General features: G+C 44.2%; 9 protein-coding genes. 4 read left to right on the top strand and 5 right to left on the bottom strand.

Features of this window, described 5'->3' with window-relative positions:
* Positions 1–187 precede the first annotated feature (187 nt).
* The 4 genes from AAGA18_01800 to AAGA18_01815 form a co-directional block, all read right to left on the bottom strand.
* Positions 188–1,633: a hypothetical protein gene (locus AAGA18_01800; protein MEM9444061.1), complete on the bottom strand. Its 1,446-nt coding sequence runs from the start codon at positions 1,631–1,633 to the stop codon at positions 188–190.
* Between the two features lie 3 nt (positions 1,634–1,636).
* On the bottom strand, positions 1,637–3,157 hold the full coding sequence (locus tag AAGA18_01805) for a hypothetical protein (protein ID MEM9444062.1): 1,521 nt from the start codon (positions 3,155–3,157) through the stop codon (positions 1,637–1,639).
* Between the two features lie 483 nt (positions 3,158–3,640).
* On the bottom strand, positions 3,641–4,228 hold the full coding sequence (locus AAGA18_01810) for a sulfotransferase (protein MEM9444063.1): 588 nt from the start codon (positions 4,226–4,228) through the stop codon (positions 3,641–3,643).
* A 292-nt stretch (positions 4,229–4,520) separates the two neighbouring features.
* Complete coding sequence (locus AAGA18_01815; protein MEM9444064.1) at positions 4,521–6,404, bottom strand: TolC family protein; 1,884 nt, start codon at positions 6,402–6,404, stop codon at positions 4,521–4,523.
* Positions 6,405–6,788: 384 nt separating this feature from the next.
* On the opposite strand from AAGA18_01815, the gene AAGA18_01820 reads away from it, so the two are divergent.
* Positions 6,789–8,960, top strand: coding sequence for an HlyD family efflux transporter periplasmic adaptor subunit (locus AAGA18_01820; GenBank protein ID MEM9444065.1), 2,172 nt, complete (start codon positions 6,789–6,791; stop codon positions 8,958–8,960).
* 70 nt (positions 8,961–9,030) lie between these two features.
* On the opposite strand, the gene AAGA18_01825 is transcribed toward AAGA18_01820, so the two are convergent.
* On the bottom strand, positions 9,031–10,185 hold the full coding sequence (locus AAGA18_01825) for a trypsin-like peptidase domain-containing protein (protein ID MEM9444066.1): 1,155 nt from the start codon (positions 10,183–10,185) through the stop codon (positions 9,031–9,033).
* A gap of 231 nt (positions 10,186–10,416) precedes the next feature.
* Between AAGA18_01825 and AAGA18_01830 the strand changes: the two genes are divergently transcribed.
* The 3 genes from AAGA18_01830 to AAGA18_01840 are packed head-to-tail and all read left to right on the top strand — an operon-like array spanning position 10,417 to position 20,019.
* Entirely contained in the window at positions 10,417–12,102 is a 1,686-nt protein-coding gene (locus AAGA18_01830; protein ID MEM9444067.1) for an ATP-binding protein, read from the top strand.
* Between the two features lie 33 nt (positions 12,103–12,135).
* A complete protein-coding gene (locus AAGA18_01835; GenBank protein ID MEM9444068.1) occupies positions 12,136–18,585 on the top strand; it encodes an SDR family NAD(P)-dependent oxidoreductase in 6,450 nt (2,149 codons plus the stop codon).
* Positions 18,586–18,609: 24 nt separating this feature from the next.
* Positions 18,610–20,019 carry a class I SAM-dependent methyltransferase gene (locus AAGA18_01840; protein MEM9444069.1) on the top strand — a complete coding sequence of 470 codons (1,410 nt, stop codon included), beginning with the start codon at positions 18,610–18,612 and terminating at the stop codon, positions 20,017–20,019.
* Positions 20,020–20,102 lie beyond the last annotated feature (83 nt).

A 20,102-nucleotide genomic window follows, 5' to 3' on the forward strand; every position in this document is an offset into this window, starting at 1 on the left:
TTACGTAAAAGTAAAATACTGTTTTATACGTAAATATAATTTTATATTTCGTTAGTTTTCCACTCTATTGGTATGTTGATTTAACTATTTAACTATTTAAATAGTTCCTAGTAGCCATGGGTGGTGCCTTATTCTGGTGGATCATCTATATTACATTGGAATGAAAAGGAATGCTCACAATACTATGCTAATCAAAGAGTAAGACGCGGTCCGAGATAATTTCATCCTCTGCGGGGCGTGTACCAGTTGTAAGTTCTAAATAATAGCGGAACATAACATAGAGAGATCGTTCCAAGGTAATACCACTTTCTGGGTCTGATGAGACTTGATAGCAGAAAGGAGCATCTTCATCAGAGCAGGTTCTAGAAATACGCATAGCATATAAATAGTCCTTGAGAGGGTGATCCGTGTATTTGTTAGCACTGCCATCAAAAAAGCGATCATCTATGGAAACCACTCCGCGGTCAGTTCCAAACTCATTGATGGAAACATTATGATAAGTCACTTTACCTGTCTTGGCGTGGTTGATGCCATAGACCATAAAGAAAGTTGAAGGCTCATCAGGAAGTAATACCGGGTCAAATAGATGGTGGTTATATATGGTGTCGCGGTTATCAAACAAGCAGCGGAATGGAGGAATATCTGGAGGGATACCCTCGATGCATTCAAAGCCGAATATGTCGTCGATACGTAGGGGCATTTCGGTAGGGATTTGAGGCGCATAATAATCGCGGATCCCTTGCTCAAGTGACTCCAACGCTTCTTGCAAAGAGTAGCCATTGATCATCATGTCCTGCTCTCTTTTGCCGGAGCCAGCAGGGCGCAGAATGGGCTGGCCCAAGGGCACAGTTGCGCGGAAACGGTTTTTAGGGCGGACTTTCATAATGAAAGCTGGAGGATTATCCATATACGATTGTCCAACTTCCTCGTCTTCGAATAGAGCCAAACGAGTAAAGGCGGCAAAATTATCAGATACATTTCTGATATAACCCATTCTGAGTGCAGGAGTAATCGGGAGTCCATAAGTATTGAAAATATTGGGACTCAAACCGATGTCTGGGTGAGTAAGAGCTTGTCTGATAGCAGTGTCTGTGTCCCAGTCACGCGTCATAATGATGACGCTATTTTTGGAAAAGGTATCATAATTCGGACCGGAGGTATTCATAGTGCCATTGTTGTACGTGTCTCCGAGACTAGCGAAAAGATTGATTTCATTCCCATCTTCATATCGGCTCCAGATATAGGGAACGATGCCATAGTATCGACATTTTGGTGGGGTCACACCAACGAATACTACGGCTTCGTTTTTAGCTAATTTCCAGTGCATGGCTTGATAGCTATCATCACCTTGGTGAGGGAATAAGAAGAGGCCATAGGGCGTTGTCGGATTATTGGCCTGACAGTTCCAACCAAATTGCGCGCAAAGCGCCTCGGATTCCTCAGGACTCAAATAGCTTAACATACCTTCAAGAACATCATATCCAAGTGTATCCAACTGAGAGATCATTTGATTTTTGATGAATTGCAACTGTAATGGGGTATAAGGATCTTGAGCAAAAATCTTTTGAGTAAGAAAAATGATAGCTAGAAGGAAGAGTCCCTTAAACAAGAGTTTTTTTGTGATCCAGTTCATTTTTTATTTAAATAAAAGTACACGGTCTAGGACCATCTCATCTCCAGAAGGCCGCGTTCCAGTGACATATTCTAAGTAATAACGAAACATGATATAAAGAGGCTGATCTAATTCGATCCCATTAGCTGGATCTGAAGGAACTTCGTAACAGGAGGGTGCCCCTTCATCCGCACAGTTTCTGGAAATGCGAATGGCATAAAGGTAATCTTTGAGTGGGTGGTTGGTAAAACGGTCTGCTGTTCCTGCGAAAGCCCGGTCGTCGATTGAAATGATACCCCGGTCAGTTCCTCCCTCACTTACTGCAACATTATGATAAGCCACCTTACCGGTCTTTCTATGATTGACCCCATAGACTATAAAGAAGTTTGAAGGATCGTCAGGCAGAAGCACGGGGCTATCCATATGGTGGTTGTATCCTGCATCCCGATTTTCGAAAATGCAGCGGTAAGGTAAAAAGTCTGGTGGATTACCATAAATGCAATCGAATCCATAAGGCCCATGCATGGCTACAGGAATGCTCGTTGGCGTTTGGCTTGAATAATAGTCTTTGATTCCCTGCTCGAGTGAATCTAGTGCCCCTTGTAGAGAGTGGCCATCAATGATGATATCTTGCTCACGCACGCCTGATCCAACTGTTCGTAATTTGGGTTGTCCAAGAGGAACGGTAGCTCGAATTCGGTTTTTGGGTCGAACCTTCATAATAAATGCAGGAGGATTCTCCATATAGGCTTCGCCTTTGGCTTGATCTTCGAGGAGTGCGATTCGTGTTAAAACTGTAAAGCTATCCGAGACTCCCTGAACATAACCCATTCTAAGTGGTGGGTCTTTGGGGAATGCGTACGTGTTAAAGATGTTGGGACTTAATCCAATTGTAGGGTGAGTCAGAGCTTTGCGAATGGCGGCATCTGTTTGCCAATCGCGGGTCATAATAATGACGGAATTTCTATTAAAAGAGTCTTGATTAGGCCCTGAAGTTTTAATGGCTGCATTGTTGAGGGTGTCTCCGAGGCTAGCGTATAGATTGATTTCGTTGCCACTCTCGTAGCGGCTCCAAATGTAGGGCACAATACCGAAGTAGCGAGATTTAGGAGGCGTCACCCCGACAAAGACTATGGCCTCATTTTCGGCCAATTTCCAATCCATAGACATGATACTGTTGTCACCATTTTTTGGAAACATAAAGACACCATAAGGAGTGGTCGGGTTGTTGGCCTGGCAATTCCATCCGTATAAAGCGCAGAGGATTTGTGATTGTTCTGGAGTAATATAGATCAGGTTGCCGCCAACTACATGGTAACCGAGGCTATCCAATCTTGAGGTCATATTAGACTTGATGTAATCCAGCATTTCAGGCGTATAAGAAGACTGGCCCCTAGCTTTGCTGAAGATGGGTAAGGCGCAAGATATGAACAATAAGAAATAGGTGAAAAAATGTTTCATGACATATCGCTGGAACTTTGTAAAAATTTGCTTGGCAGGGCCGACGAATATGGGAAACAACTTCTTAAACCCGAATGATTCCATAGAGCCTTGAAGATCTGTGCAAAATCTTGGATGCAAAAAATATAGAGTCTGCTAGAGGTCTTATCTTTTTGGTAGATCTTCATCGACTCTCTTTTCCTCTGTGATACCCCAATAAGCTATTGCTATTCAACGGTATGAGATATAGTGGAGTTACAAAACTTTGTAAAATGCAATTTTACATAATAGATAAATTTCGATCATCCTGTTAAAATATTGCCAATTTAACCTGGATGATGCTACAGAAGTTAAAGGAGATGCCTTTAGAGGTCTGTGTCAATCCGGCGGAAAAGTCTATAAATACTTTAGTCTCCTGGACACCCTGGTTCAATCGCAAGTAGGACAAAGATGGATGTTTATAATGATTTCAAAAATGTTTCTTATCTTCTCGCGAAGAATCAAGATTCAGCGCAGATCTTTAAATCCTGCATCATCCAGGTATGCGGTAAGTCAAGTAGTGGAGCCTAGCAGCTAAATAAGTAGATCCTAGGCAGTCACTCGATTGCGATAGAGAGATCTATCTGCAACCTGGTTCATCCTGTCTCCATCGAGCTTAGCTGCATCTAAAAAGTCTTGAATACGGGCCGTCTGTTCTCCTGGATTTTCGACCACGTCATGGTACCAAACGTAGAGCACATGAATACATTCTTGTCTGGCGATCCATTCTTCCATTTCCTTGAGGTGCTTGGTAAATAGTGCCGTCATCTGCTCGTCAGTAGGACCATCAGCTTTATTTTTACCGTCACGCTCTAGCATTTTGGTCTGGGAGGCTAGGATCTCAGGCATCTTTCTTCTCATAAAAACAACTTTGTATTGATAGCCCTTGTCTAGGGGGAGATCCTTGAGAAGCATGGAAACCATTTTGAATACCTTACCCTGTGTATCGGGAAGCCAAGATTGGTCTTCTTTGACCTTCTTAGCTATTTCGTATTCGTAGTAGCCATTGGGGTTGTCTTCATTGGCTTCTCTAATTCCGTCGATGACGACTTCTAGGCCGCCAGCTTCCAACATTTTCATCATGAGAGAAGTCCCTGAGCGAGGGAGTCCTGATACAATGGTAATGGGTTTACTCATAAGTTTGTCCTATTTATTCGTACGGTTTTGGTTTTATTTCTGAAAATATTTAGAGGCAGATCCAATCCGCATGATGTCACAGAGACTTAAAAGCCAGCGCTAGATCTTGATCCTTAGAAACGTAGAATCGCCTTGAAGTATTGCCTTTGGATATATCCTCTTCGGCTCTCATCTTCTTATGTCTCAAGCTCTTACAGATCTGGTTGAACTTCTATGGTATCACCCGGGTTGAAAAGTGTGAAATGACCGCGTTAACTTCTATTTTTAATTAACCTCCGCTTGCCTACCTGTTTTAGTTAATAGACACATTATAATTTTCTTGCGAGTTATTTTCTTCGCTTGCTGTCATAAAGTTTTCGAGTGAGGAAAGTGAGCGCTGGAAATTGATGAGGGCCCTGATGAAGTCATATTTGGCAATGACTGCTTGCTCGCCTTTATTGAAGTAATCTTTTTGAGTTTCTATTAATTCTATAATAAGCACAGTTCCTTCTTGGTATTTTTGCTCCATAATCTCCAAGTTCTTGTAAGCCATATCGGCGGATTCCTGACTAAGACCGATGTTAGGATAAGCACCCTTTAATTCGTAGAAAGAACCCGTAGCATCTTCTTCGACTATTTGCCAAAGTTGTTTTCTTGTTAATAGTAGTTTCTCTAAAGTTGCCAGCTCCTTTTTACTGGCTGCTGCTAGTTCACCTCCTTCAAATAAAGGTAGGGTTGCCGAAAGGGTTACACCCCATTCAACATTGGAATCACGTTCGGCACCAAACGTATTTTCACCGCCACTTTCATCTAATACATAACCGTATTCGCCCTGTGCGGTAATTTCAGGTAAAAATCGGCGTCTACGAATTTCATCCCAGGCGGCATGTTGAGCCTCAATTACTTTTCCCAAAGCTTTAATGGCAGGGTTATGCTTGAGAGCTTCAATGGTGACGAATTTTCTGAACTCAGCGTCTGACCTGCCGGAAAGCATGGTTAATAGATCTTGACCGAGAAAGACAGAGAATTCCTCATCGAGTTCACTATCTTCCAGCCTCCACTTCTTTTCGGAGGGAATGCCCATCACTCGGTTCAGAGCGATTCTTGCTTTTTCAAGCAATGCTTCTCTTTTTAGGATTTTTCCTTTGAGCTCACTTTGTTCTGATTCCCATCTATAAACTGCCTCTTCTCCCAAAATTCCGGCTTCAGCTCTAGATTTGGCAAACGCTAAGGTTTCTGCTACCGCTGCTAAATTCAGCTCATCCATTCGCAATATCGCTGACATTTCTCGAAATAAGATATAGTAAAGTGCCGCAGTCTTTAGTGTGTCTAATTTAACATTTTCTTTTTCAAATCGTTTCGCTTCCTCCTGTAAACCTGACTGCTTGAATTCGCTCCACACGCGATCGCTAAAGATGATTTGGGTGATTTCGCCGCGGACTTTGCTCTGCTCTTCAAAGATGAGCGGGCCAGAAAGCTCAGCACGGTCCTGGTCTACCTTACGGAAGGAACTGCTTATGCTGAAGTGTGGGAAAAACACGCTTCCTCTTCTTTGCTTAATATAACGGTACTCGTCGGCTTCGCGTGAGGAAATTTTTATGTCGATGTTATTGGCTAATGCGAGTCGCATCGCTTTATATAGAGAGAGTCTTTCATAAGACTCATTAGTTTCAGACACGTTTGTCTTGAGCTCACCAGTGCTTGGAGAATCCTCTCCCATTTCCTCATCCATACCGCTGTCTGTACGGATGATTTTGGTTTCTTCTGTTTTCTCAGCAGTTCCACCTCTCTCCGCAACAGGCAAGGTGAGAAGGTCAGGAGTAGGCTCTTTTTCTGTTTTCAAGACATCAAATTCACTCTCTAGTGGGGACTTGGAGGTCTGTGCAAGATGAATATCTTCTTTGATGAGGCTGGCATGTTGCTCGATCTTCATTTGCTCCTCTTCAGGGAGCATGTGCGTTTTCTGTGATTGCTCAAGATCCACGTTTTTCTCAGATACTTTCTGATTAACAGTCTTCTTTAGAGATGCGTGGGGCATGAGTGGGTCAGAAGAAGCTGAGCTTTTAGATCTCTGGTTGATAGAGGCCAGTGTGCCGAGTAGCGCATCATTATAACTACCAAAACAACCGCCCAATATGACGACTACCCCAAGTGTTATGAGAGCATAGTAAAAATGTATTCCACGTTTATTCCTCATATGACTACCGAACAAAGAAAAAGATATGATATTTCAATGACAACGTTCATCTACCTGCCAGCTCTCATCTCAAAAGTCAAGGAAGAGTAAGTTTGCAGACAAATTCTGAGAGAAGAACTACTGAGAATACAAGCAGGAAGAAGAGGCAATAGCCAAGAGAGTGTATGTTTTATTGATACTTCATAAAACAAGTAAGAAAGTTTGTTCTACCTTTAACCTCTGCCTCTTAAAATGAAGATGCTAAACTATGCAATCTGGTTAATTCGCTTGAGGGTAGAAAATACATCCTTCACTCCAGGCTTCTTGCAGGACACATCTGCATTGTTTTAAATAATACAAGATAGTGTTTGTTTGTACTCTAAATGAGTCTATAAGTTCTTCGTCATGTCGGCCAATCCAAGTATTGATTTAGATTCGCTTCTGGTGACAAGGGCTGGACCTTCGCGATATCTTTTAACTCAAAAAAACACCGGGAAGTGTTTTGAACTCAAGCATCAAGAGTTTTATTTGCTGCAATTGTTTGATGGGACACGTTCTTTTGAAAAGATTCAGGTGTTATACAAAAAGCGTTTTAATGCTTCGATTGCTGTTCGACAAATCAGAAACTTCTTTCAAAAGCTCGGTGAAGAGCAGTTCCATGAACCCTCAGGATCATATGATAATGCATCGGAAATCGATCAAGGTGTTCTTCGTTTACACTCAACGAAAGAACACAAAGAAATTCTTAATCAATTATTTTGCGGGTTAAACAATGTCATAGGTTGGACGCTTCACCCTCTGATGTTCCTTACGATTCTCTTAATGTTGCCTCAAGCAATCATGATAGCCTACCACGACTGGGATCTTTTCTTTAAGGAGTATTATGTCTTTTTGCATGGAGACTTTCCGACTCCTATTGTCATACTCATCGCAGTCGCATGCATTCTTATACTAGTGAATATCCCTCGAGAGCTTATTGTGGGAATTGCCTGCAGGAAATTTGGCGGCCAAGTAGAGGCGTTTCGTTTTTTTTGGTACAAGGGCTTACTGCCTCGATTCCTTTGCTCCATTGGGGATTCCTTTCCCTTGGTTAGTGCCAAAGGACAGGCCTACATCATCGGTGCACCCAATTGGTATCACTTAGGTCTCTGTATTGTCTCCATTCTCTGTTGGAAACATACTGATAACCATACGGCCTTACATAGTGTTTGGTTACTTATTACGTTTATCAGTTGCCTAACGCTTTTTCTTCATTCCAATATCTTTCTTAAGGGTGGGGGTTATCGAGTCCTTTGTTATCTATGCAAGAACTGGCGCATCCATGAAATGGCAAAAGAGGAAGTCCAGAATTGCCTACATGAGAAAGGAAAGTTCTTTTCTATTGGGTCTCTCAAATCTTTCTGGTTGCGCTACTATGGTATTGGATGCTATTTCAACATGGTCTTACTAAACATTGCAGTAGTTGTAGTTGGGTGGTTTTGGCTGACCGATACCATGGGTGGTTTGGGAGCAGTTTTGTTGATGACAGCTATTGGCTATTGGCATCGTAGTCTATTGAAAGAGAGTTTTATGAGTATATCTGATAAAGGCAAAGAAAAGTTTCCACAGATCGATTCTGCATTTCGTTGGTTTAATGATCCGATGAATAAGAAAAAGTCGCGCATAATCATCATGATTTTGATCTTTATGATTCTTTTATTCCCTTATCCTCGAACCGTAGGCGGTAAGTGTCGTTTGTTACCAGTTAAAGAACAGGGCATCAGGTCGCAAATTGTAGATGAAATTATCACCATTCATGTGCAAGGAGGAGAATGGGTTCAAAAAGGTCAATTACTTGTCACGCTGAGTGGCCGCGATCTTAGAGAGGAATTATCCAATGCACGCGTGTCCTACGACGTCCACCGCAGCGAGGAAGAATACTGGTCTAAGGACTATGATATTCTTCAAAGACTCCAAAACCAAAATGCGGCAACTCAACGTCAGTTAGAGCTTTCCAAAAAGGAGCGCGATATCGCCAAGTCGAGAGCAGAGGGTCTAAAAAGCACCATCGAATATTTAGAGGGACAACTCGAATTTACGGAAATCAAAGCACCTATTGAAGGACGAGTGGTGACACCCTATCTAGAACGTCGTATTGGGCAGGTTGCTCAGAAAGGTGAATTACTTGTCACCATACAGGACACTTCCAATCTGTTGATTGAAGTAGCTGCGGATCAAGATGCAGCAAAAACCAGTGAAATCGGAATGAATGTAAGTGCCCGGCTACATGGGCTCGATGGCGCCTTAGTAAAAGGTGAGGTGGTGAGTGTGAGCAACATTGTGACGAGTGGTTCTTCACTGAATATTGATCCTGTTCGAACAGATCGTGAAACCAGTTTTCAGTCATCCATTGATAGTGCGGCGGAGGAAGACTTCAGCTATCGTATTTATGCGGAACTCCATGAAACAGACTATGAGCTTAAGCCTGGTATGACGGGTTACAGTAAAATTAGCGTGGGTTGGGACTTCTTGTTTTATGCCTACCTTCGTCCGGTTATTCGCTTTGTCCGAACCGAAGTCTGGAGTTGGATTCCTTAGACTTTGAGCACTGCTTTATGAGGCAACAAAAAGGTGAGACAAATCTCTTTATTGCCGTGGCTTCGCTGGACTAGTTGGCCACAAGCATGACAGTGCCAATCTGTTGGGCATAGGCACGTCCATAGGTTCGATAAAATTTTAAAGTGATTTTGTTTTGAGAACCTTTTCTTATTTTATAAGCCTTGCGAGGAATTTCTGCTATCTCGCGTGTGGGGTATCCGTTGAGTCCGACAATAATCATGCCTTTTTCAATACCACTGTTGGCTGCTTGGCTATTAGTTTCCACATCATTGATCAATAAACCTTCATAGGGCCGGAACCCAAAAGAGTCCGCCAAGCTTGGCGATAGTTCCTGTACGCTCAGTCCAAATTTTTCGCGTAAAACATCTATGAGGGAGTCCTCAGGTGGTGCGGGCTTGATTCCTTTAGCAATGGCTATCGCATTCTCGACAAAGATCTGCACGCGCTCAGCAGGAATAGCAAAGCCTATGTTATCGATGACATTGGCATTTTGGTCGCGCCCCATTTTGATCGTGTTGATGCCAACGAGTTGGCCGTCGATGTCAATCAGTGGCCCCCCTGAGTTTCCCGGGTTGATGGCAGCATCTGTTTGCAGGAGGCCTTCTATGGTTGCGCCTCCTACATTGAGTGTGCGGTCTTTGGCAGATAATATGCCGCTGCTGACGCTGCTTTCATAACCGACGGGATTGCCGATAGCAATCACTGTTTGGCCCAGCAAATTTGGAGAAAGCTTTTGAAGGTCCAAGTATGGAAAGTCTGTGCGTTTTTCATCGATGATTTGGATAAGTGCTAAGTCTTGATCCTCATCTTTTCTAATCAATTTTGCTTCGTAGGTTTCTCCCTCAGGCAGGGTGATGTTAATCCTGCCTCGATCTGCCCTTTCCACCACATGGAAGTTGGTAACGATATAACCTTCTTGTCCTACGATTAATCCTGAGCCAAGAGAACGAAATGGCACCTCTGCTATACGGTTGCCTCTGGAGTAGCGTCTCCCAAAGAACTGTTCAAAATAGATATCGCGTGGGTCTCGAATTTGATAGCGCTCAACACCTTCCGTATAGATATTAACAACACTCGGCAGAGTTTTTTGTACGGCTTTTACGATAGGCTCATCTTTAGGGGAAGAAAAGGTGTTAGAGGGTCCAACTAGGAATAGCAGGTATACAGTAAAAAAAAGTGCATAGCGCATCTTGAAAATATTCATAGTGAGTTTGATGCAACAAAGCTCTTTAAAATTCAAGCGAAGGAAAAGAGAAATTTTTTCAAAGCTTTAACCTGTGAGGCTGTTGTTTAAAAAATATGCATAAGTTGCTTGCCGTCGTTAATCTTAACCCTAGTGTATGAATGAGTAGGGTTTAACTGATACATATTATAAGAGTTGTTGGTGCTTAGATATGAGTCATTAATCATGTAAAATAGAACGGATGTTGGAGAGATGCTTTTGGGGGTTGATAAGAGTTTAGTTAAGAAGAAGTTTAATCCGCTAAGGTTAAGCTATAGTCCTTATGCTATTTATATATTGATTGGCATCCTTCTAATGGGATGTCTTTATGTAGCCGTGCTCTATAACAGTGGATATGCATCGGTATTTTTCTCCTTCCTCTTAGAAAAACCATACCAAGCATTACTTGCTGCGCTGGTGTTACTGCAAACCGTGTTGATTGTGCTAGGTTTGATCTTCTATCGCTCGCGTGCGATGCGTTACCGAAAGCTTTTTGGTCGCTTGGAAAGCCAGATACGCTTGCTAACTTCCAATAACAAAGATAAGAAGGCTCTTTCCCCATTAGATCAACAAGATAGAGTTCATAAGCGGTTATTGGAACAGTGGAATGCAGAAGTTCTTGTGCAGACGATCTGTAAAGAATTTGAACGCTTAAATAATGATTTAATTGAAAAAGAAATTAGGGAAGTGAGTCTCAAGCAAGCATTGTCAGTGGTTCGTCGGAAGATAGATGATGTGGTAAAGGAGCGGACTTTACAGCTGGAAGCTGCTCTTGAGGAAATAGAAAATAAAATGAGAGACAGTGAAGCGCACATCAAAGCCCTTGAGGAAAGCGAAAAGCGCTTTGGTAACCTTGTCAGTTCCACCGCTCTGGGAGTCTGTATGGTGGGAACCCAGGGTAAGATCGAATGGGTCAATGGAGCTCTTTGTGAAATACTCGATCTCAAAGAATCCGTTTTGAAAGGAAAGTCGATTCCCGAACTGCTGGAGGAGAGAGAAATGGAGGCGGAGATGTTGCCATCGCGTCAGGAGTTGAAACGATTTGCTTTAAAGTCATCAAAGTCAGCGCTCATGGAGAAGTTTGTCGAGGGGGCGGGGAGTTCCTTTCAAGATGCAGCAGGCAAGGAAATGGAAGTGTGGTTTTTTGTGGATGCCTCAGCTAAAGTCAAAGCGGAGCAAGTCTTACGCAAGTCTCTGCAGGAAGTTCGTGAGAATGGCGAGATAAGGGATCGTTTTGCCAAAATGATGGCTCATGATGTGAGGACGCCACTCAATGTCATTCTGGTTGCCTCCAGCATGCTCAAAGAAGATGGCCCCTGTGCAGATAGCGAGGAAGCTTACAAGGAGGTTCAGTGCTCCGTGGAGCATATCAGCAATTTGATGGAAGATTTGCTTTTTGTAGGGCAGTGGACTTCGGATGACCGCAAGCTCCGGTTGGAAAAGATCAACTTGCATGAGTTCTGCAGTGATGCGGTCCGCTCGATTCGCATTTATTACATCGATACCCCGGAAATCAACATTGATATCGATGAAAATGTCGGAGATTTTTACACCGATCCCATGTTATTCCGAAGGATCGTGGTAAATTTACTAACCAATGCCGTGAAATATTCTGGTGGAAGACCGGGTGTTTCCTTAAGCATTTCCCGGATAGATGAAAATTTGGTCATTGAAATCAAGGATTGCGGGTTAGGGATTCCCGAGGGGGACATAGGAAAAATCTTCGATACCTTTTACCGGGGATCGAATGCCAATAGAGTTTCAGGGAGAGGGCTAGGCTTATCCATAGTCAAAGAAAGTGTTGTTTTACTTGATGGGTCAATTCATTGCAAAAGCAAACTCCATGAGGGCACAACCTTTCGAGTTGGGCTGCCTTTAAGAATAGCAAGTAGGGCATAGTTTTCAGTTTTAGTTAACTAAGGGGAGTGTGAAATGAGTGATAGTGGTTATGAGCCTATTGCATTGGTAGGTATAGGGTGTCGTTTCCCTGGGGGTGCATCGAGTCCCAATGCTTTTTGGAAATTTCTTAAGAGGGGAGGGGATGCCATTGTCGACGTCCCCAAAGATCGCTGGGATATCAGGAGGTTTTACTCTGAGAATTCGGACAAGCCGGGAAAAACTCACGCCAAGAAAGGTGGATATTTAACGGAGAGGATTGATCAATTTGATTCCCTTTTCTTCGGTATTTCCCCCCGAGAAGCCCAGGAAATGGACCCCCAGCAGCGTTTGTTGTTGGAGGTTGCCTGGGAAGCTTTTGAGGATGCCGGGATTCCCCATGAGAGTCTTCAAGGTTCCAATACCGGGGTTTATATAGGCGGTTTTGCTTTAGATAATCTTATAAATAAGTTGTCGGCCGCTAGCCGGCATGAAATTACCTCAAGCACTCCCGCAGGGATTATGATGACCATTTTGGCTGCTCGGATTTCTCATGCCTTTGATCTTCTTGGTCCTAGTGTCAGCATGGATACGGCTTGTTCATCGGCCCTGGTTTCCATCCACTATGCTTGCCAGGGTCTGTGGCAGAGGGAGTGTGATATGGCAGTGGCGGGCGGGGTCAATGTCATGTTCCGCCCGGAACTTCCCATACTTATGAGTAAGGGGAAATTCTTATCCAAACACGGGTATTGCAAGGCCTTTGATGAAGATGCCGGAGGCTATACCCGAGGGGAAGGAGCGGGGATCGTGGTCTTAAAACGGCTCTCAGACGCGCTCAGGGATGGAGATAGAGTCTATTGTTTGGTTGGTATGACCGGAGTGAATCAGGACGGACATACGGCGGGTATTTCTCTGCCCAATGCCAGCTCACAAAAGGCTTTGGTGAGCCGGGTGTACAAGAAAGCCGCCGTTCTGCCCAAGGATCTCAAATATATTGAAGCGCATGGCACCGGCACGCAGGCGGGTGACCCGATAGAACTCACCGCGCTCAATTCCGTCCTAAGCGAAAATAGGAATGGAGAGAAGTGCTGGGTGGGTTCGGTTAAGTCAAATATGGGGCATTTGGAAGCGGCCGCCGGAGTGGCCGGGTTTATCAAAGCGGCGCTCGTGCTTTATCACAAGCAAGTGCCTCCCAATTTGCACTTCAAGAAACCCAACCCACAAATTCCTTTTCAGGACATCTGTTTGCAGGTGCCCACTCAAGTGGAAAGTTTAGAAAGTGAGGCACAACTGTTTGCCGGGGTTAACTCCTTTGGCTATGGAGGAACCAATGCCCACGCCGTTCTGCAATCTTTTGTTTCCCCCCAAGACAAAGGAGATATCGAAACGGTCACGGATGCTAATCATCATAAAAAAACATTGATTCCCCTGTCAGCAAGAAGTGAGCAAGCGCTTTCCGATTTGCTCAATAAATACCTATTTATGTTGGCTCAAAAAGGCAGCCAGCTAAATTTTGCTGATCTCGTCTACAGCATGGCCATGCGGCGCAGTCATCATGCACACCGTGCCGTGTTTGCTGCCGGATCTATCGGAGAACTGCAGAGTAAAATGCAGTCTTTAGCTAGCCAAGAGATGGTGGATGGCGTCGATCAAGGGCACTTCTCCGGAAATGAACCGTCGCCTCTCGTTTTTATTTATTCGGGCATGGGACCTCAGTGGTGGGCCATGGGAAGAGAGCTCATGCAAAAAGAGCCTATCTTTCGACAAGCCTGGGAAAAGGTTGATGAAGTCTTCACGCAGCTAGCGGGCTGGTCGATTGGCGAAGCGTTGGGAGATTCCGCAGAAAATTCTCGAGTTGGTGAGACGCAAGTGGCGCAGCCAGCTAACTTTGCTTTGCAAGTAGCGCTAACCGAGTTATGGAAGCATTGGGGCATAGAGCCTGTGGCGGTCATGGGGCACAGTGTCGGGGAAGTTGCCGCTGCTTACGTCTCCGGAGCACTCACATTGGAAGATGCCGTACTGGTCAGCTATTACCGCAGTCATTATCAACAGACCTGCGCCGGTAAAGGAACGATGTTAGCCATTGGTCTGGCTGAAAACGAAGCAAATGAGTTGATTGCGGATGAAGCAGAAGTTTCTATTGCCGCTCTAAACAGTCCCGGTGCCGTTACCCTGGCAGGCACTTTGCAGGCTCTGACGAAGGTTAGCTCCAGGTTGGAGAAAGATGCTGTTTTTAACCGGTTTTTAAAAGTGGAAGTCGCTTACCACAGCTATCAGATGGATGCTATCGAGCATGAAATTTTGCAGGCACTTCAAGAGATTAAGCCGCGAAAAGCGCACTGTAAGTTGTATTCCTCCGTTCTGGGTGAAGAAATACAAGGTGAAATGATGGGGTCTGATTATTGGTGGCAAAATGTTCGTCAACCGGTTCGTTTTGCCAAGGGTGTTAAGCAGCTTCTGGCAGACGGCTATGCAAACTTTTTGGAACTAGGACCTCACCCCGTTTTAAGTGGTTCCATTAAAGAGTGTGGCCTGGCAAAAGAAGTAAAGGTTCATGTCACGCCAAGTCTCAATCGCAAAAGTGGAGAAATGGACCACGTCTTGACTTCCTTGTCAGCCCTCTATGTTCAGGGCAGTTCACTCCATTGGAGCAACTTGCTTCCGGGGGAGGGAACCTTTATTCCGTTACCCACCTATGCCTGGCAAAGAGAGTATTGCTGGTCGGAGAGCGATTCTGCTCGGCAAGATCGGCTGGGTAATACACATGAAGCAGAATCCCAATTTGTTTATTTTAATGAAAACTTAGGATTGCCCACTCCTACTTGGGAAGTGGAATTCAACGAGCAGTTTTTTCCCTTTATCCATGATCACATCATCAATGATAAACCGGTTTTTCCCGGCGCTGGATATTTGGATATTGGGTTTTGCTTACAGCAACTTCTTTTCGAAGAGCAGGCATGTGTCTTATCAGAGATCAATTTCCACAAGATGTTAATCCTTGAGCCTGGGCAGATTCAGAAAATTCATGTCCAATGGCATGCAGCTGCTAGTAGATATGATGTGTTTTCCCGAGAGCTTGCAGAGTCTACCAATTGGCAGCTTCTGACAAGTGCGCGAATTATTCCTAATGCAGTATCCAAATCTCGTAAGATTTTTGCCCATGTGGAGGCAAAGGAGAGGTGTGAGTTGGAGCTTTCTCCGGAAATTCTATACGATTGCTTTAAGCAACGAGGTAACACTTATGTAGGAGCGTTTAGGAGAATTACTAATTTTTGGATGAAGGAGAATCAATTTCTAATTAAAATTCGTGCTCTCACTGCTCAGGAAAAAAAGCAAAGTAAGTCCTTTGCTTTATACCCAACCCTTTTGGATGCACCGATTCATGCCACTTTGTATCTCATGAGTGGTAACAGCTCAGTAGTACCTGTATCTATTAGCAGGCTCAGTTATTACTTGGCTTCTGACGGATCTTGTTGGGCATATGGTAAAGTTAAACAAACTTCTGCCAGAACATGGCAAGCTGATATCGTAGTTTATAATAGTGAAAACATCGTTTGTGTGGAGATGGAGAAAATCACTTTTCAAGCTCTGACCAGTAATGTAACAGATATGACGTCATGGTTTCATAAGTATCAATGGGTGGAGCCACCAAAGTCTGAGTTGGGAAACTCTATTACAAAAGCAAGTTGCTTGGTTTTAGATGTCGATAGTAGTTCATGTGTGAATGAGCTTCTTACGGAAATGGCGACGGTGGATATTAAAAGTGTGCGAGTGACTCCTGGCGTTAAATTGCAAAAATTGCTAGTCAACCATTACGAGATGACACTGAGCGAGGCCAAAAGCGATTTGATTCATATTTTAGAAGATTCTTCAACTCAGCAAGTCAACTCTTTGCTTTATGCTTGTGCTTTAGATTTATCTGAGGATGAGCTTGAACTAAGTATCAATACCTTAGCGAATTATTGCACATACTTAACCGCTCTGGTGCAGGCTTGGGAAAGTGTTTATCAAGGTAAAGATATAACGCTTATGATTCTTACACGTGGTGCTCAAGCGGTAGACGGTAGCCTACCAAAGAATGGATTGCTGGCAGCTCCAGTGATAGGTTTAGGTCAGTTGATCGCTAATGAGCATCCTCATTTATCTTGCCAAATGGTTGACTTAGATAGAGCAGACCAAGCTCAGAACTGGCAGGAGATAATCAATCATTGTTTTACCGAACAACTCAGTTCCGAGATAGCACTTCGTTCAGGTAAGAAATGGGCTAAAGAGCTAATGCGCATCGAATCCAATGAGGAGGATCATCTTTCAGAAGAGACCCAAAAACTTTCTACAGATGAAGCTATCGAACTGCAACTCAAACAACCTGGTAATCTGGATAGCTTTTACTTTCAACGATGCGAAAGAATTAAGCCCGGTCCAAACGAGGTAGAGATCAAAGTGGCAGCCACGTCCCTAAACTATAAGGATCTCGTCAAGGCTTTTGGGAAGCTAAGTCGCAAAGTGTCTGAGAATACCTATTTGGGTGATACCCTGGGTATGGAACTTTCAGGAGTCATCACTGCTCTTGGTAAGGATGTTGCCGAATTTCAAGTTGGTGATGAAGTTGTCACATTTGTTCCAGGTAGCTTCCGTGCATATTGCAAGGTGTCTGCAAACCACGTTGTTCTCAAACCAAAGAGCTTGAGTTTTGAGGAAGCTCCTTTATTTACGGTTTTTCTAACAGCCTATTATGGATTATTGGAAATTGCTGGTATCAAGGCGGGTGAGAAAATTCTTATCCATAGCGCGACTGGGGGGCTTGGCTTAGCAGCGATACAAATGGCCCAGTGGGTTGGAGCAGAAATTTTTGCCACGGCTGGTAATGAAGAGCGCCGGCAGTATTTAAGGTCATTAGGTATTCAACATGTCATGGACTCGCGCTCTAATGCTTTTGCCCAACAGATTAGGAAAATTACCAATGATTACGGGGTCGACGTGGTCATCAATGCGCTGACAGGAGAAGCTTTATTTGAGAGTTTTAATCTATTAGCACCCTACGGGAGGTTTATTGAAGTTGGGAAGAAGGATATTATTGAGAATAGCCAATTACCTATGGCCGCCTTTAACCAAAACCTTCTTTTTGCTGCGGTAGATGTGGACCGTATGGCAATGCAGCGTCCTAAAAAATTTAAATCGGTGATGAATAAGGTTACTGAAGCATTTGATTCAGGGCTCTTTAAGGCACTGCCAACCCAGGTGTATACTGCTAATGAAGTATCTCAGGCATTTCGCCTTATGGCGCAAAATAAGCATATTGGCAAGATAGCTGTGACCTTCCAAGGACAGCAAGTAGATGTTGCCCACAAAAAAGAGAGTCTCCTAAGTCAAAGTGCTGAAGGAGCCTATCTGATTACCGGAGGAACCTCCGGTTTTGGCTTGGAAGTGGCCAAGTGGTTGGCCAAGCAAGGGATGGGTCAAGTGATTCTAGTCAGTCGTAGTGGGGGATCCAAAGAAATCATGGGTCCAGTCTTAGAAGAAATGGATGCCTTAGGAACAGAAATAATCGTGAAATGTGTTGATGTTTCTGATGAGACACAGGTTGAGCAGCTTATAGCGGAAATCAAGGAAGACTGCTTACCTCTTTACGGGGTGATTCATGGGGCTACGGTTTTAGATGATGGGCTTTTGTCGGAGATGACTGCGGAGCGTTATGCCCAAGTGATGCAGGCTAAAGCCATGGGAGCCTGGTATCTCCATGAGCATACCAAAGAGTTACCTCTTAAAAGTTTTATCATGTTTTCTTCCATCTCATCTATCATCGGTAACCGGGGGCAAGCCAATTATGTGGCTGCCAATAGCTTCCTAGACGCCCTCTGCTATCATAGGAAAAGCCAGGGCCTGCCAGTGCTTACCTTAAACTGGGGAGCGCTCGGAGAGGTTGGTATAGCAGCCCGACAAGCGGGGGTGGCGGAACATTTTGAAAAAATGGGCGTAGGAGTGTTTTCGATAGAACAAGCTCTGACTTGTCTTGCCAAGGTGATGGACGAACCCACTCAATATGCTCAGATAGGTCTCTTTGATCTCGACTGGACAAGATGGAGTCAGACGCATCCCCATTTAGTTTCAAATTTCAAGTTTCAGCAGATGGTTAGCAATTACGCAGCTCTAGGTGGCACTGATGGGGAAGCTTCCCACCTTGTTCTCAAAAGGGAACTAGAGTTACTAGATGAGGGCAGTCGAATGAACAAACTCGAGCAAGAGCTGGCCAAGCATATCGGCAAAATTTTGAGAATTTCATCGGAGCGAGTCGATTGTAGTCAATCTCTCAATGAGATGGGGATCGATTCCTTGATGTTGGTGGAGCTGACCCTTGTTCTCAAAACAGAGTTCGGCCTAGAGTTTTCCAATAAAGAGATGTCTCAGAGTCCTACCATCGAATCTTTGGTAAGAAAAACTTTGCAGAACTGGAGTATGGACGCTGTTTCTAGGCTACAAAGTCAGGTACATCAGTCGAGTGCAAATTAATCGGAGAAGTAAGGGAAATCAATAATGGAAAAAGGGCTTAGCGGATTAGAAAGCATTGTCGTTTTCAAAAACAGTCAAGGGGACTCGGGGAGAGGGACCTTAATTCATATCACACGTAAAATGATTGTCTTTGAAATTTACAACCCCTATTCCATTCTCCAGTTAAGTGAAGTGTTGGACGGGGTTTCGGTGCAGCGAGGTGAGCGAACTATCTACCATGGCCGAGCGGTGGTCAGCAATTTAGTGGCCACGGGTCTGATGTTTATTGTTTCTGCAACTCTGGTGGACCAATGGAGAGATATGGCAGGACTCAAACCCGGAGAGGGACTGAGAACGGAAACCAAACGCTTCCTGCAGGACTGGGAAGTGAGTCATTCCATCCAAACGTCATATCAAACCATCGTGAATACCATTGGGGACTTTCTAGGGGAGCTCAGTCATTGGCTGGAAGAGTCGGAAGTCGCCGTGGTAGGTGAGGACGGAGTGGAAAAAAAGCCTGAATTAGCCGAAGAATTTTTAGACGAAGTGGAGGCGCCTATTGCCCTGAAAGTGGGTGAACTATTTGAAGAATTTGAGGAAGAGGCCGGGAAAATTCCCGAAGAAGATTTGGTGATTCATAAAGCTTTTACCAGGCGACAGCTTCATCCCCTGATGCTCTGTTCGCCCTTTGTGCACCGATCTTATGTCAAGCCGTTGGGTTATGCGGGTGATTTTGAAATGGTCAATATGATGCTTTTTGAGTCAGATGCCAAATGTGCTAACACCTATGCCCGCATCGTCGACAAATCCTACATCATGACCCAAGCTCCCGAGGCGCACCGCAACCGAATTGTCATGCTGAAAGAGCGCTTGCTCAATGAGGCCGAGCGAGTAGCTGCGGAAGAGCGTATGCTTACAGTGCTCAATATCGGTTGTGGGCCCGCCGTAGAGATTCAGCGTTTTATTAAGGAGGAGGAGGTTTCGGCTTTAACCCAATTTACCTTAATGGATTTCAATGATGTCACCATTGCCTATACTGAACAAAAGATTAAGCAGGCCATTGCGTCAAGTGGTCGCAAGCCTGCCGTCAAAATTATTCAGAAGTCGATTGATACCTTATTAAAAGAAGCTCATGATAATACCAACTTAATTGCTCCCAACAGCTATGATTTTGTTTATTGTGCGGGTCTGTTTGACTATTTTTCTGATTCGGTTTGCAAAAACTTAACCGCTTTGTTCTATCAGTGGGTCAAGCCGGGGGGGTTGGTCACGGTGACCAATGTGCACGCCAACAATCCGGTAAAAAATATTATGGAACATTTACTGGAGTGGTATTTGGTCTACCGGGATGAGCAGGATATGGAGTTTCTCATACCTGATGAGGTGCAAGGTGAAGTCATTCCAGATACTACTGGTGTGAATGTTCTTTTGGATATTCGGAAGCTTCGAGGCTAAGATGAGAAGGTTATTAACATCAAGACAGCAACTAGAATTTAATATTGAGGACAGGCAAAGTCGCCTAAACGCCTCAAAAGTTG

It is taken from the genome of Verrucomicrobiota bacterium, from assembly GCA_039192515.1.
Lineage (GTDB): Bacteria > Verrucomicrobiota > Verrucomicrobiia > Methylacidiphilales > JBCCWR01 > JBCCWR01.